Here is a 15772-nt window from a genome sequence, read left to right on the forward strand (position 1 = left end):
ACAAACGCCCCGAACCAGTCGGGGCGTTGTCTGTTCGATAGGCGAAACCGAGTGGTTTCGTCTATCAGCGGGCGGTCAGAACCTTTCGATTTCCGCCTCAGCCTGCAGCTTCTGCCGAAACGCTGCGAAGTCCTGCTGGCCGACGCGAGATGCAAGGAAGCGTCGATAATTGAGCTTCTCTTCATCGGTTAGCGCGGCTTCCGGCTCATTGACGCCGTTCAGGCGTACAACCGCGTAGTCACCGTTGCTCAACGCCACTCCGGAATAGCTGGGCTTGTCCTGCTGTTCCGGCCGCGGCATGCGGAATACCGCCTGCAGCAGAGCTGGTGCAACGCCTTCCTGACTGCGCGTGGCGGCCTCCACGGCTTGCCATTGGCTGTCATCAGGCTGCTGTCCTTTGCGCAGGTCCGCCAACAACTGTTCACCCTTGGCACGGGCCGCTTCGGCAGCCAGGCTGCGCTGAAGCTGCTGAACGATATCCTCACGCACATCCGCAAGCGGGATCGCCGCAGGCTTCAGGTGTTCCTTCACGCGCAGTGCAATGGAGGTATCGGGGTCGAGTTCGATGACGCTGCTGTTGGCGCCATCCACCAGTACTTCGTCGCTGAATGCAGCCTGGATCACCTGACGATTGGCCGTGATGCCTTCGCCACCGTCACGCCCGAAGGCTTCGGTGGTCTGCACCATCAAGCCGAGCTCCTGAGCGGGCTGGGCCAGATCGGATGCCTCGAATGCCGAATCTTCCAGCTGCTTGCTGGTTTCCACGAAGCGCTGCTCAACCTGCTGCGCCTTGAGCTCGCGTACCAGTTCAGGCTTCATGCTCTCGAAGGCAGGAACTTCCGGCGACTGAACACCCAGCAGCTTGATGATATGCCAGCCGAATTCGGACTGGACCGGAGCCGAGACCTCGCCCTCGTTCAAGGCATAGAGTGCATCTTCGAATGCCGGGTCATACACGCCCGGACCGGCGAAGCCAAGATCACCACCCTCGTTCGCAGAACCCGGATCCTGGGACTCTTCCTTGGCAACCGCAGCGAAGTCGTCACCGCTCTTCACCCGCGCAGCAATCTCATCGATCTTGGCCTTGGCCTCGTCGTCGCTCAACTCACCGCCGGTCTCGATGAGGATATGGGCAGCGCGACGCTGCTCGGCCAGATTGGCGATCTGCTTCTGATAAAGCTCCTGCAGCTCCTCGTCCGACACTTCGACCTGGTCGAAGAATGACTCCTTCTTCAACTCGACGTACTCGACGATGACCTGCTCTGGCGTACGGAAACGCTCAGCGTTTTCGTCGTAGTACTCCTTGATCTGCTCGTCGCTGACCTCAATCGACTCCTGCTGAGCAGGCACGGTGAGTGTGGCGAAGTCACGCGTCTGCATTTCGAGGCGCGCAAAGCTCTCAACCTGCTGATCGGTGACGAAACCGGTTCCAGAGATACCGGCCCGCAGCTGTCCGATAAGCATTTCCTGCTCGAGCAGCTGACGGAACTGGAGACGGGAATAACCCATCTGCTGGATAACCTGATCGAAACGTGCAGCGCTGAAAGCGCCGTCAACCTGGAACTCGGGGGTTTGCAGGATCAGTTGGTCGAGCGCTTCGCTGGAGAAGGCAAAATTGGCGCTCTTGGCACTCTGCAACAGCAACATGCGATCGATCAGCGAACCGAGCGCGGAATCACGAAACAGACGATCATCCAGCAACGAGGCATCGAAATCCTGGCCAAGTTGTTGCGCAAGCTGGCGCCGCTGCATGTTCATCGCTTGGTCAAGCTCGTAACGGGAGATCTCCTCGCCGTTGACCTCTGCGGCATTCTGGTTGTTGCTCGCGGCATTGAAGATAGCCTCGAAACCCGTCAGCGCCAGCAGCATGACGATGATGCCGATGATGGTTTTGGCTATCCAGCCTTGCGAATTGTCCCTGATGTTCTGAAGCATGCGACCCCCAGGAGTCTGCGGCGCGATCGGATGCGCAACGCGGGTGGAAACCGGATAAAAGAAAGGCGCATCCAGGGATGCGCCTTCTCGGAGCTTTTGGAGCGGTTGGGCTTATTCCCCCAAGCCAGATTGCAACAGGGCAAGCCTGCTCGACAACCGCCCCGAGCCAGTGCAGCGCGAGCTGACTGACCGGGTAGAAAGACGCTTAGTTGACAGCGTCTTTCAGAGCCTTGCCAGCTTTGAAGCCAGGGATCTTGGCAGCAGCGATGTTGATCGGCTTGCCAGTCTGCGGGTTGCGGCCGGTGCGCGCAGCACGCTCCTTGACAGCGAAAGTACCGAAACCAACCAGTACCACGGAGTCACCAGCCTTCAGGGCACCGGTGACGGATTCGATCACTGCATCCAGCGCGCGGCCAGCAACAGCTTTTGGGATATCAGCAGATGCAGCGATGGCATCGATCAGTTCCGACTTGTTCACTCTAAGTCCCCTTATTTCTGTTGAGTCGTATCTTTAATTTTCGGGTGTAAGCAAAGCGGTGCTAGATGGCTATGACACAAGAGGCCGATTAAACAAGGGCGCCTGAAGTGTGTCAACGTGGCCTTCCAGACTAATGCGTGCTGATTCGCTCCTTGGAATCAGGCTCGCGCTTGTCATCCTTTGCAACAATCTCGGGAGCCGCATCGGGCAAGGGCTCCGGCGCGTATTGCAGCGCAATTTGCAGGACCTCGTCAATCCACTTGACCGGTTTAATCTGCAGGTCTTGCTTAATATTTTCAGGAATCTCTTTCAGATCACGCTGATTTTCTTCCGGAATGATCACGGTCTTGATCCCACCCCGATGAGCAGCCAGAAGTTTCTCCTTCAATCCGCCAATTGCAAGCACCTGCCCACGCAATGTTATTTCGCCGGTCATTGCGACATCTGCGCGCACCGGAATCTGAGTCAGCGCGGAAACCAGCGCTGTGCACATGCCGATACCGGCGCTCGGGCCGTCTTTCGGCGTCGCACCTTCGGGAACGTGGATGTGAATATCCTGTTTTTCGTGGAAGTCAGCCGCCATGCCCAGAGTCGCGGCACGGCTGCGAACCACTGTCAGAGCCGCTGTGATTGACTCACCCATGACTTCGCCCAGTGATCCGGTCTTGGTCAGGCGCCCTTTTCCGGGCACCACCGCAGCCTCGATGGTCAGCAGTTCGCCGCCAACCTGAGTCCAGGCAAGGCCTGTCACCTGCCCTACCTGGTCCTGCTGCTCGGCAAGCCCGTAACGGAACTTGCGAACGCCCAGGAAATGCTCGAGGGAATCGGCGTCCACTATCACGTGGAAACGCTTCTCCGCGGCATGCTCCTTGACGACCTTGCGGCAAACCTTGGCCAGCTGACGCTCGAGACTGCGCACACCAGCCTCACGGGTGTAATAGCGGATAATGTCGCGAATCGCCGCTTCCTGAAATTCCAGTTCGGCTTTCTTCAGGCCATTGGCCTCGATCTGCTTGGGCGCCAGGTAACGAATTGCAATGTTGACCTTCTCGTCCTCGGTGTAACCCGGCAGCCGGATGACTTCCATGCGATCGAGCAGCGGCGCGGGGATATTCATCGAATTGGCGGTGCAGAGGAACATCACGTCCGAAAGGTCATAGTCGACCTCGAGATAGTGATCGTTGAAATTGTGGTTCTGTTCGGGGTCGAGCACTTCCAGCAGAGCCGACGCCGGATCACCTCGCATGTCACTGCCCATCTTGTCGATCTCGTCGAGCAGGAACAGCGGGTTGCGAACGCCTACCTTGGTCATCTTCTGAATCAGACGACCGGGCATGGAGCCGATGTAGGTGCGGCGGTGACCACGAATCTCCGCCTCGTCACGCACGCCGCCCAGCGCCATGCGTACGAACTTGCGATTGGTCGAACGCGCAATGGACTCGGCCAGCGAGGTTTTACCGACGCCAGGAGGACCTACCAGGCACAGAACTGGCCCTTTCAGCTTCTTGACGCGCTTCTGCACCGCGAGGTATTCGAGAATGCGATCCTTGACCTCTTCCAGCCCGTAGTGATCGGCATCGAGAACCTCTTCAGCTTTCGCCAGATCCAGGCGTACCTTGCTGGCAGCCTTCCACGGCACGTTCACCAGCCAATCGATATAGGTGCGAACTACGGTCGCCTCGGCCGACATCGGCGACATCTGCTTGAGCTTATTGAGCTCGGCCTGGGCCTTGGTGTAGGCGTCTTTGCTGAGGCCGGCGTTCTCGATACGCTTCTTCAGCTCGTCGACTTCATTGTGGCCCTCGTCGATATCGCCAAGCTCCTTCTGAATGGCCTTCATCTGCTCATTCAGGTAGTACTCGCGCTGGCTGCGCTCCATCTGCTTCTTCACGCGACCGCGAATGCGCTTTTCGACCTGTAGCAGGTCGATCTCGGCGTCGAGCAGTGCCAGAACGTGTTCGACGCGCGCCGGGAGGTCGGTTATTTCGAGAATCTGCTGCTTCTGCTCGATCTTCAGCGCCATATGCGCAGCCATGGTATCGACCAGCCGCGCGGGCTCATCGATGCTGCTCAGCGAGGAAAGAACCTCGGCGGGAACCTTCTTGCCCAGCTGCACGTACTGTTCGAACTGGCTGAGCAGGCTGCGGGTGAAAACCTCGGACTCGCGCGCATCTATCTCGGCCTCTTCGATCAAGGAAACCTCGGCGCGACAGTGGTCGTCCACCTCGACGAAACGCTCGATCACGCCACGCTGCTCGCCCTCGACCAGTACCTTGACGGTTCCGTCAGGCAGTTTGAGAAGCTGCAACACGGTAGCCACCGTACCGACGCGGTACAGCGCATCTTCACCTGGATCGTCATCAGCCGGGTTCTTCTGCGCCAGCAAGAGAATCTGCTTATCGCCGGCCATGGCGAATTCGAGCGCTTCGATGGATTTTTCACGGCCAACGAAAAGCGGGATCACCATGTGCGGGTAAACCACCACATCGCGCAGCGGCAAAAGGGGCAATTCGATGGTTGTCTTCATAAATTCAGCTCTACGGCGGCCATTCGGCGGTAAACGGATGGGCGATGCCCTTGCAGCAAAGATGAGGGCACGCACCATAAAAAACAAGGCGGTGGACCAAATGCAAAGGGGCCCGCAGGCCCCTTTGTTCGATTACGCCTCAGGCGCCGCCTTGGCTGGCGGCTCGGTGTTCTCGTAAATCAGCAAAGGCTGAGATGTGCCTTCGATCACGCTTTCATCGATGACAACCTTGCTGACGTCCTTCTGCGAAGGAATTTCGTACATCGTGTCGAGCAACACACCTTCGAGAATCGAACGCAGACCACGTGCACCTGTCTTGCGCTCAAGAGCACGTGAAGCGACTGCCTTCAGTGCATCCGGGCGGAACTCCAGGTCCACGCCTTCGAGTTCGAACAGCTTGGCGTACTGTTTGGTCAATGCATTCTTCGGCTCGGTCAGAATCTGGATCAGCGCAGCTTCATCGAGTTCGTCGAGCGTCGCGATCACCGGCAGACGACCAACGAACTCAGGAATCAGACCAAACTTGACCAGATCATCAGGCTCCACGGCACGCAATGCTTCGCCGATCTTCTTGCCCGGGTCCTTACTGCGAACTTCGGCATTGAAACCGATGCCGCCCTGAGTCGAACGCCCCTGGATGACCTTCTCCAAACCGGCAAAGGCACCACCGCAGATGAACAGGATGTTGCGCGTATCGACCTGCAGAAACTCCTGCTGCGGATGCTTGCGCCCACCCTGTGGCGGAACGGAAGCAACGGTACCTTCGATCAATTTGAGCAGTGCCTGCTGCACGCCTTCGCCGGATACGTCCCGAGTGATCGACGGGTTATCGGACTTGCGGGAAATCTTGTCGATTTCGTCGATGTAGACGATGCCCATCTGGGCCTTCTCAACGTCGTAATCGCACTTCTGCAACAGCTTCTGAATGATGTTCTCGACGTCTTCGCCCACATAGCCCGCCTCGGTGAGGGTGGTGGCATCGGCGATGGTGAAAGGAACATTGAGCAGGCGTGCCAGTGTTTCGGCCAGCAACGTCTTGCCCGAGCCGGTTGGACCGATCAGCAGAATGTTGCTCTTGCCCAGCTCGACTTCTTCTTTCTTGTCGCGTTGGTTCAAGCGCTTGTAGTGGTTGTATACAGCCACTGCCAGGATCTTCTTGGCGCGCTCCTGACCAATGACATACTGGTCGAGAATGCCGCTGATCTCCTTAGGCGCAGGCAGTTTGTGCGCGTTGCTTTCGGCCTGCGCTTCCTGCACCTCCTCGCGGATGATGTCGTTGCACAGGTCGACGCACTCGTCGCAGATAAAAACGGAGGGCCCGGCGATCAACTTGCGTACTTCATGCTGGCTTTTGCCGCAAAAAGAGCAATAGAGCAGTTTGCCGGAGTCCTCGCCGTTGCGGGTGTCAGTCATTCGATCGATCCAATCGGGAAGGCTTGAAACACAAGATGAAGGCAATCGTGGGCTTTTTCAAGCCCACGGAGCAGCCACATATCGCAGGCTGCAGGGATCAGACCGCCAGTTGGCGCTGGGTCAGAACCTGGTCGATCAAGCCGTACTTGACGGCTTCTTCACCGCTCATGAAGTTATCGCGGTCGGTGTCGCGGGCAATCACGTCCATCGGCTGACCGGTATGGTGAGCCAATACTTTGTTCAGGCGCTCGCGGATGGTCAGGATCTCACGTGCGTGGATCTCGATGTCCGAGGCCTGGCCCTGGAAGCCGCCCAGCGGCTGGTGAATCATCATCCGCGAATGCGGAAGGCAGTAACGCTTGCCGGCGGTGCCGCCAGCCAGCAGCAAGGCCCCCATGGAGCACGCCTGGCCGATGCAGATGGTCGACACATCCGGCTTGATGAACTGCATGGTGTCGTAGATCGACATGCCGGCAGTCACCGAGCCACCTGGAGAATTGATATACAGGTGAATGTCTTTCTCGGGGTTTTCGGCCTCGAGGAACAGCATCTGCGCGACGATCAGGTTGGCCATGTAGTCTTCGACCTGGCCGACCATGAAGATCACCCGCTCCTTCAGGAGACGGGAATAGATGTCATAGGCGCGCTCGCCGCGTGCCGACTGCTCGATCACCATCGGGACCAGGCCGCCGGCGGCCTGAATGTCCGGAGCTTGCATAAAAGGATTGCGGGACATGTTCCAACGATACTCCCTATGTCATGCCTCAAAAGACATAAGCCAGCACGAGGCTGGCTTATGTTTGTGCACTCGAATATATGAAGAAATCAGGCTGCTTGCGGGGCTTCCGCAGGCTTGACAGCTTCTTCGTAGGAGACCGACTTATCGGTCACTTTAGCCTGCTGCAAGACAGTATCTACAACTTGCTCTTCGAGCACAACCGAGCGAACTTCGTTCAACTGCTCGGCATTCTTGTAGTACCAGGCGACGACCTGCTCTGGCTCCTGGTAGGCCGAAGCCATCTCCTCGATCAGCTCGCGAACACGGGCCTCATCAGGCTTGAGCTCTTTCTGCTTGACCACCTCGGCGACGATCAGGCCCAGCACGACGCGGCGCTTGGCCTGCTCCTGGAAGAGGTCGGCCGGCAGTTGGTCGGGCTTGATGTTGCCACCGAACTGCTGAACGGCCTGCGCACGCAGACGGTTCACTTCGTTGTCGATCAACGACTTGGGCACTTCGATCGGATTGCCAGCGACCAGACCTTCCATGACCTGGTTCTTCACCTTGGTCTTGATGGCCTGACGCAACTCGCGCTCCATGTTCTTCTTCACTTCAGCACGGAAGCCTTCGACACCACCTTCCTGCACGCCGAACTGGGCGAAGAATTCGTCATTCAGCTCGGGCAGTTGCGGAGCGGCGACGGCGCTCACGTTAACGGTGAACTCGGCAGTCTTGCCGGCCAGGTCGAGGTTCTGATAGTCCTCGGGGAAGGTCGGGTTGATCACGCGCTCTTCGCCGGCCTTGGCGCCGACCAGGGCGTCTTCGAAACCAGGAATCATGCGACCGGAGCCCAGCACCAGTTGAGTGCCCTTGGCCGAACCGCCGGCGAAGGCTTCACCGTCGATCTTGCCGACGAAATCGATGGTCAGCTGGTCGCCGTTCTCGGCAGCGCGCTCGACGTTCTCGAAACGGGTGTTCTGCTTGCGCAGAATTTCCAGCATGTTGTCGACGTCGGCGTCGGCCACTTCAGCCTGCAGACGCTCGATCTCGATGGCCTCGAAACCGGCCACTTCGAACTCGGGGAACACTTCGAAGGTGGCGACGTATTCCAGATCCTTGCCCTTTTCGAACACTTTCGGCTCGACGGACGGGGCACCAGCCGGGTTCAGCTTCTCGGCGACGATGGCTTCGTAGAAGGTCGCCTGGATCAGATCGCCCAGGGCTTCCTGGCGGGCGGCTTCTTCGTAACGCTGGCGGATCACGCTCATCGGCACTTTGCCGGGACGGAAACCAGGGATCTTGGCACGGCTGGCGGTCTGTTGCAGACGCTTGTTGACTTCGGTCTCGATGCGCTCGACCGGCACGCCGATGGTCATGCGGCGCTCAAGAGCGGAGGTGCTTTCAACAGAAACTTGCATGGATTTTCCTCGTTGCACAGACATAAGCCGGGCGTTCCGGCCCCAGAATGGGCAAGCATTCTAGTGGCTCGGTTGACATAAGTCACCCTGCCCGTCGCGCCGAGCAAAAGCCGAATCGCGCCCGGCTAATCACTGCTTACTTCAGCCCGGTCGAAAACCACAGGCATATGCTGGCCAGCTATCCCTGCACCAGACGCTTCATCCAGTCGAGTAGAACGGTAGGCAGCAGATCAGGGCGTGGTAACAGCGCATAGCGTGTTGCACCAAATATACGTGGCAGATAGGCGCTGGCCTGTCGGTCGATGGTCAGGCAGAACGGCGATATGCCTTGCAGCACAGCTTCCAGAACTGCCTGGCGGGAATCCTCGACTCCGTATCGGCCTTCGTAGCCATCGTTGTCACTGGGCTTTCCATCGGACAACACCAGCAGCAGCCGACGGGCCGCCGGCTGGCGCATGAGATTGGCGCTGGCGTGACGGACAGCCGCGCCGCAGCGGGTGTAATGCTCCGGCTCCAGGGAGGCGATGCGTAGCGCCACCTCTCGACCATAAGCCTCCTCGAAAGTCTTGATATCGCGCACCACTACCGCGTCCCTGCCCTGCCCCGAAAATGCCTGTATCGCATAGGGCGCACCCAGGCTCTGCAGCGCGATGCTGACCAGCAATAAGGCTTCGCGCTCGACGTCTATCACACGCCGCCCCTGGGATATCCAGCTATCGGTCGATCCGCTGACATCAATGAGCAACAGGATGGCCAGGCTCCGACCCGCGCAACGCTGTGTGCGGTACAGACGATCGGTCAGCCCGCTGCCAGCCCGCAGATTCGCAACCGCATCGACATAGGCATCCAGGTCCAGCTCGTCTCCATCGACCTGGTCGCGCAACCAGGTCCGATAGGTGCGCAGCAATTCGAAACGGCGGCGAATCCCCTCGAGCAATCCTCGATGGGATTCGAGCGTTTCCGCCACCCAGGCTGCATTACCTGGCGCAGCCGTGCGTACCTGTACGAGGGCGTTCTGCTCGCGGTAATGCTGCGTGCGGTAGTCCCATTCGGGATAGGCAATCCCTCGCTGCGCAGCCGAAACGCCGGGCCCAAGCACGGTAGACGAAGCATCCGGAGGATCATCAGCCAGCAGCACCTCTTTGGGTCGCCCAGGCGAAGCCACCAGACGCGCCTGAGGAAGATCGCCGAGCATTTCACCGAACAGCTCGGCATCCGCATCATCCCGGTCGATCGGCCGCTGCAAGCCCATCGGGTCCTCGGCGTGGGGATGTGGCTCGTCCAGCTGGATCATCAGTGGCCCGCTTTCCTCCGACTCATCCTCATCAGGACCCGCTTGGCGAACATCGGGTCGCCGTTCGAGCCGCACACTCTGAGGCGCCGGCTGAGTAGGGTCGAGTGAAACCTGAGCGGCGAGCGCATGCTGCTGATGGCGCATTGCAGGAGCCAGCAACGTTCCAGTCCACCAGTCCGCGAACAGCGGCTCCTGACCGATGCGCCCTTCAGAAGCAGGTTGCAAAGCCCAGTCAGCCACCAATCGAGCCCCCCATTCGCACGAGGATTCTGGTGTAGGCGACTGAGGGAAATCCCCAGTCTGGCCAGCCAGCAGTTCGCGCACCCTAATCTCTAAAGGGCGCCGTGCCGCCCCGAATGCACTCAGCGGTGGACGATGCGCGAGTGCACAGGCCCGCAATGCCTGCACCGAGCCAGCAAGCCCCGGCATTTCCTCTAGCAACTCGCGCTCGGCTGCGTGGGCTTCCAACAGGTGGTACAGCGCCCCGACTAGTGGCGGGAGGCTGCGCCAATGGCTCAGTGCACTACCGCGGCGAATCCGCATGGCCTGCTGCAAGGCCATCACTTTATAGAGAGTCGCCGCCAGTGCTCGATCAGGGATATCCAGCGTGCGCGGCAACCAGATGTTCGTGCCATCGGTTGCCGGTACTGCCGCCAGTCGCTGCGGCCCGGGCGTGCGGCCGAACCAGCGGCCCAGCAAGGTCGGTCGCGCCGGCGGCTGGGCGATGCGCAACCTGTAGTTATTGCCGAACACCGCCGCCAGCAGCAGCTCCAGGCGCTCGGCCACCTCGCTCAGCGGCAGGCTTGCCGGTGCATCCGGCGCAGGGTTGTAGCGACGCCAGAGGCGCTGGGCGAAGACCGTCGCATGCCGCGCCGCGTCGGTAAGAACTTCTTCAGCTTCGGCCATGGCCTAGATGAAGGTTCCGTCGACCAGATCGCGCATCGCCCCGACCAGCGCTTCGTCGTCCGAAAGGGGCGAGACGATTGCCGCCAGGCAAGCTTGCCGAACCGGTATGCCATCGGCGCAGAGTGCGCCCGCGGCGATCAGCAGACGGGTGCTGGGCACCTCGGCCAGGCCACGCTCTCGCAGCGCTCGCAGCCTGCGCGCCAGAGTGACCAGAGCACGTGAGGTCGGTGCATCGACACCACTTTCGTGCTCGACGATCTTCGCCTCCTTCTCTTCGTCCGGGAAATCCAGATCCGTGGCCACGAAGCGCTGGCGTGTGCTCGGCTTGAGATCCTTGAGCATGCGCTGATAGCCCGGGTTGTACGAGATCACCAACTGAAAGCCCGGCGCGGCCATCAGCAATTCGCCGGTCTTGTCGATGGGCAGCAGGCGCCGGTGATCGGTCAGAGCGTGCAGCACCACCACGGTGTCCTGCCGCGCCTCGACGACTTCATCCAGGTAGCAGATGGCCTCCTCACGTACGGCGCGGGTGAGTGGGCCATCCTGCCAGACAGTGCCGTCATGACGAATGAGGAAGCGCCCAATCAGATCGCTGGCCGACAGGTCATCGTGGCAAGCCACCGTGATCAGCGGCCGGCCCAGCTTCCAGGCCATGTGTTCGACGAAGCGGGTCTTGCCGCAGCCGGTCGGCCCCTTGAGCATGACCGCCAGGCCACGCGCATGGCATCGCTCGAACAGCGCGACCTCGTTGCCGCACGGTACGTAGAACGGCGCCCCTTCGCTTGCCTGCGCCGATGGCGGATATTCGGGCAACGTCACGTCGGGCGTACCTCCGTTTCTGCCAGCCCAGACTCCGTATCGTTCAAGACGAAGCGTGGCGTGTAGCGGAAGAAGTCATAGATGAACAACGCTACGCCTACCGTGAACAGCGAGGCGGTGGTGATCAGCATCACGAAATGGATCTGGATCTTTAGCTGCGCATCCAGATAGCCCATGCCCATGATCCGCTCCAGATAAACCTGTGCGATACCGGCCGTGGCGAAGGACAAGGTCATGCCGAACATGCCGGTGATCTGCAGCCAGAACGCCCAGTAGCCCAGCGCAGTGCCCTGCTCCCGGCGCCCCGCGGTCAGCGATGGCAAGGCATAGCTGATCATCGCCATGACGATCATCGCGTAGGCACCGTAGAACGCGGCATGGCCGTGCATCGCGGTGATCAGGGTGCCGTGGGTCCACTTGTTGACGCTCGGCCAGGTATGCGCCAGGCCCAGCAGCCCGGCACCGAACAGGGAGAACAGCGCACTGCCGATGGTCCAGTGCAATGCCAGCGTATTCGGGTGCGCCAGCCCCGAGCGCCGCATCGCGCCGTAGGCATAGGCCGCCATGCCTACGAGTGCGAGTGGCTCGAGCGCGCTGAAGAAACCGCCAATCGGCAACCAGTAGGTCGGCACGCCGACCCAGTAATAATGGTGCGCCGTCCCGAGGATACCGGCGAGAAACACCAGGCCGACGATCACGTACAGCCACTTCTCCATGACTTCCCGATCCGCGCCGGACAATCGGATCAACAGATAGGCCAGAAAGCCGCCCATGATCATCATCCAGACACCCTCGACCCACAGGTGGATCGTCCACCAGCGATAGAAGATCGAAACCGTGTAGTTCTCGTAGTGCAGCAATGCCGGCAAGTACAGGAGTGCGGCGCTGACGAAGCCGATCATCAGCACCGCCTCCGTCGTCGTGAAGCGCCCCGCTTTGCGGATCGTCATGCCGATGTTGTAGAGAAATATCAGCATGCAGATGACGATGACGATCTTGTGCGGCAGCGGTTGCTCGAGCAGCTTGTTGCCGGTGCCGTAGCGGAACAGGTAGCCGATGATCGCCGTCACGCCCATCAACGTCCAAAGCACCAGTTGGACATAGGCCAGCTTGGTGCTATGCAACTCGGCGCGGGACTCCTCCGGAATCATCCAGTAGGTAGCGCCCATGAAGCCGGTCAGCACCCAGACGATTAGCAGGTTGGTGTGGATCACCTTGGTCACGTCGAACGGCAGGATGTACAGCAGTGGGTCCGGCCCGATGTACTTGGTCGCCGAGAGCAGGCCGAACACCAGCTGCAGGCCGAACAACACCATCGCGACGGCGAAGTACCAGTAAGCGACCGATTGGGACTGATAGCGCATCGTAGTTTCCCCTTGAAGCGAACGTGGGTCGGCTTGGCCGTTCGTGTCACTTGAGCGTTTCGAGATAGGCCGTCAGTTGATCGATCTGCTCATCCGTCAGGCTGCCGTCGTAACCGGTCGGCATGAACGAAGTGCCGTCTGCCGAGTACATCGCACCCGGCACGATGTGCGCGCTGGGTGACACGATCGACTCGCGGATATAGCCGCGCGCGTCCTGCGCCTGCCCCTGGTAGTCGGGCGACGCGACGATAGTCGCCGCCCGGGTCCCGATACCGGCAAGCGTAGGGCCCGCCATATCGGCGCCGGGCGCAGTGGAGTGGCAGGCATTGCAGGCAGGCACCGCGCCGCGGAAAACCTGCTCACCCAGGGCACGCTCGTCATCCCCCGCATCCACTGGTCGAGCCCCAGGCGGCAAGTCGCTACGTTGCTCGCCGCCGGTCCTCAGCGTGTCTGCACCCGGAACGAAACTGCCGGTCACCAGGATCGGCCGCGGCGGCCAGCCCTGGTTGTCCACCTTGCTGACCCAGTCGAGAAAGGCGATCAGGTCATTGATTTCGTCTTCGGCCAGATCCTGCTTGGGCATCAGGCGCCGATGGATCTTCTCGTCGTAGAACTTCGAGGGATCGCGCATATAAGCCTTCAGATATGGCTCGCCGCGATGCTGGGTGATCTTCGTCAGATCGGGCGCGTAGTAGGCGCCTTCGCCGAACAGCGTGTGACAGTTGATGCAGTTGTATTTGTGCCAGACGTCCATCCCGTGCTTGACCTCCGCCGTGATGCTGTCGGCGTTGGTCAGCTGGGGAAACTGCCGGTGGCTGTCCACTGTCAGCCCGATGAACACGAGCGTCGCCACACCGGTTGCGGCAATTGCGAAGAGCCTCGCTTGGCGGTTGTTCATGGCGTGCCCTCAGACATTGATGCCTGTCCAGTGGATGAGCGTCATCGTGAACGCGTAGAGCATTGCGCTGAACATCAGCGCCAGCACGACCGCACTCAGGATCTTCAATGGGCCATAGAGCTTTCGAGCCTGCATGCCTTCTCCTTCGCAGCGTCAGCTGCCGTATGCGCAAACCGCGCTCAGTGCCCGGAGTGCGGGTCGATCGGTTCGGGGCTGGAAAAGATCGAAGAGTCCGCGTCGCCCTTCACCGTCAGCACACCGCTCAGTCCTTTCTCGGCGCGCGACAGGGCGTGATCCACCAGGATGTATCTGCCCGGGTAATCCGCGACGAACTCGACCATGGTTGCGCCGCCGGCAGGCACTAGGGTCGTCTGCACGTCCGTCAGCGGCGGGCTGGTCAGCGAAGCCTGGTCGAATACCTTGTCGAAGATTTCACCGATCACGTGAAAGCTGGAGATCAGGTTGGGGCCACCGACTCCGAAGAAGATGCGCACGCTGTCACCGGCGTTGACTTCCATCTTGTGGGTCTTGGTCAGCGCATCGGTAGCGCCGTTGAACATCATGTGCTGCGGCGTTTCAGCCAGCAGCATGTCCAACGAGAACTCGTGCAGGCCGCGTGCGCCCCTGGGGCTGGCGGTGTACAGCTCACCCTGCATTACGTAGAACTCGTGATCGACCTTCGGCAGTCCGCCCTCGGGCTCGACCAGAATCAGGCCATACATGCCATTGCTGATGTGCTGCGCAACCATTGGGGTCGCGCAGTGATAGACGTAGAGCCCCGGCTGCAGTGCCTTGAAGGTGAAAGAGCGTGTCTGCCCAGGTGCCACCTGAGTAACCGCCGCACCACCTCCCGGGCCGGTCACGGCGTGCAGGTCGATGGAATGGATATGCGCGCTGTCCGGCTCGTTGCTGAGATTGAGGGTGACGGTATCGCCCTCGCGTATCCGCACCATGGGGCCGGGTACCGTGCCGTCGAAGGTCCAGAACTTGTAGGTGCTGCCGTCGGCGAGGCGGCCCTCCTCCTCGGTCGTGCGCAGGTCAAGGGTGATGCTCCTCGGTTCACGATCACCAACCGGCTCGCCTACCTGAGTCGGGTCCTTGGATAGATCCTTGCCTTGTTCGGCGACCGCCGCCGGTCCATCGCCCACGATCAGCTTGCCGACCATGCCCGCAGCCTTGTGGCCCGGCAGCGTGCAGTAGTATTCGAACGTCCCGCTCTTGGTAGCCCGAAACACGATTCCGGTTGCCGCACCCTTACCTGAAACTTCGCTGGACGCGGCATCGAATTCAGGTATGGCGATATCGTGCACTGCGCCGTCGCCGTTGATCAGATTGATCTGTACCACCGCACCTTCCGGCACCCGCAATTCAGGATTCACCTCACCACGTGTCGGGCCGGACTCACTGACATAGACGAGCTTTCCATCCGCGATATCGGTTCTAAGCGTAATCGTGACATCTGGGCGGTAACTTACATCGCTACTGGACTTCGCCTGTGCCCAAAGGGCAGTTGGCAAAACAAGCAACGCGAGCAGCAGAAGCCTAAATAAATGACACATGCCTGAGCCTCTTAACGCCGAGTTAATCTCGATCGTTAGTCTAGCCATGAGAAAAACAGCCGCCGGAAGAAAAACCTCCAGGCTCGCCAATAAATCAAAAGAAGTTTATTTAAAGTTCAGAATAATTGATTAGGTATTAATACCTACTCGAAGTAGATTTGATATAAGTCAAGACCTGCATGGCTCTCGCAGCCAGGCTGCTGGATGAGGGATTAATCCTGGTAGCGAGCCGAAGGAGTCTTTTAGGCAAAGAATTGCCCGACGAACGGTCAGATTTCAAAGTTCTCCTATCAATTAAAACGGCATGCAATGGATTCCTAACTACAATCTTTTTTAAGTTTAAAACTCCACTTCAAACATCGAGCTCTTTCGCCAGCCTCGTCAAACGCGGCACCGGCCAAGCAGTCGAACAGCAATAAGTAAATCCTGGCTACCGTCCTTAT

The 15772-nt window shown here is 59.7% G+C and carries 12 protein-coding genes; all 12 read right to left on the reverse strand.

All coding sequences use genetic code 11. The features are described 5' to 3' along the window. Positions 1–75: 75 nt before the first annotated feature. A complete protein-coding gene (locus P5704_002355) occupies positions 76–1935 on the reverse strand; it encodes a SurA N-terminal domain-containing protein (protein WOF79369.1) in 1860 nt (619 codons plus the stop codon). Between the two features lie 205 nt (positions 1936–2140). Continuing rightward, positions 2141–2413, reverse strand: a complete 273-nt coding sequence (gene hupB / locus P5704_002360) for a nucleoid-associated protein HU-beta (GenBank protein ID WOF79370.1) — start codon at positions 2411–2413, stop codon at positions 2141–2143. A 130-nt stretch (positions 2414–2543) separates the two neighbouring features. Further along, positions 2544–4940: an endopeptidase La gene (gene lon / locus P5704_002365; GenBank protein WOF79371.1), complete on the reverse strand. Its 2397-nt coding sequence runs from the start codon at positions 4938–4940 to the stop codon at positions 2544–2546. Positions 4941–5072: 132 nt separating this feature from the next. Next, on the reverse strand, positions 5073–6353 hold the full coding sequence (clpX, locus tag P5704_002370) for an ATP-dependent Clp protease ATP-binding subunit ClpX (protein ID WOF79372.1): 1281 nt from the start codon (positions 6351–6353) through the stop codon (positions 5073–5075). Between the two features lie 97 nt (positions 6354–6450). Further along, entirely contained in the window at positions 6451–7089 is a 639-nt protein-coding gene (clpP, locus tag P5704_002375) for an ATP-dependent Clp endopeptidase proteolytic subunit ClpP (protein ID WOF79373.1), read from the reverse strand. Between the two features lie 89 nt (positions 7090–7178). Then, on the reverse strand, positions 7179–8489 hold the full coding sequence (gene tig / locus P5704_002380; protein ID WOF79374.1) for a trigger factor: 1311 nt from the start codon (positions 8487–8489) through the stop codon (positions 7179–7181). Between the two features lie 178 nt (positions 8490–8667). Further along, complete coding sequence (locus P5704_002385; GenBank protein ID WOF79375.1) at positions 8668–10689, reverse strand: hypothetical protein; 2022 nt, start codon at positions 10687–10689, stop codon at positions 8668–8670. A 3-nt stretch (positions 10690–10692) separates the two neighbouring features. Then, complete coding sequence (locus P5704_002390; GenBank protein WOF79376.1) at positions 10693–11508, reverse strand: CbbQ/NirQ/NorQ/GpvN family protein; 816 nt, start codon at positions 11506–11508, stop codon at positions 10693–10695. Continuing rightward, entirely contained in the window at positions 11505–12872 is a 1368-nt protein-coding gene (locus P5704_002395) for a cbb3-type cytochrome c oxidase subunit I (GenBank protein ID WOF79377.1), read from the reverse strand. The genes P5704_002390 and P5704_002395 overlap by 4 nt, the downstream gene beginning before the upstream one ends. A gap of 46 nt (positions 12873–12918) precedes the next feature. Continuing rightward, the gene (locus P5704_002400) at positions 12919–13770 is read right to left on the reverse strand and encodes a c-type cytochrome (GenBank protein ID WOF79378.1); all 852 of its coding nucleotides are present in this window, start codon (positions 13768–13770) and stop codon (positions 12919–12921) included. A 9-nt stretch (positions 13771–13779) separates the two neighbouring features. Continuing rightward, the gene (locus P5704_002405) at positions 13780–13905 is read right to left on the reverse strand and encodes a hypothetical protein (protein ID WOF79379.1); all 126 of its coding nucleotides are present in this window, start codon (positions 13903–13905) and stop codon (positions 13780–13782) included. 44 nt (positions 13906–13949) lie between these two features. After that, positions 13950–15149, reverse strand: a complete 1200-nt coding sequence (gene nirK / locus P5704_002410; protein WOF79380.1) for a copper-containing nitrite reductase — start codon at positions 15147–15149, stop codon at positions 13950–13952. Positions 15150–15772 lie beyond the last annotated feature (623 nt).

The sequence above is a fragment of the Pseudomonas sp. FeN3W genome (assembly GCA_030263805.2).
GTDB lineage: Bacteria > Pseudomonadota > Gammaproteobacteria > Pseudomonadales > Pseudomonadaceae > Stutzerimonas > Stutzerimonas stutzeri_G.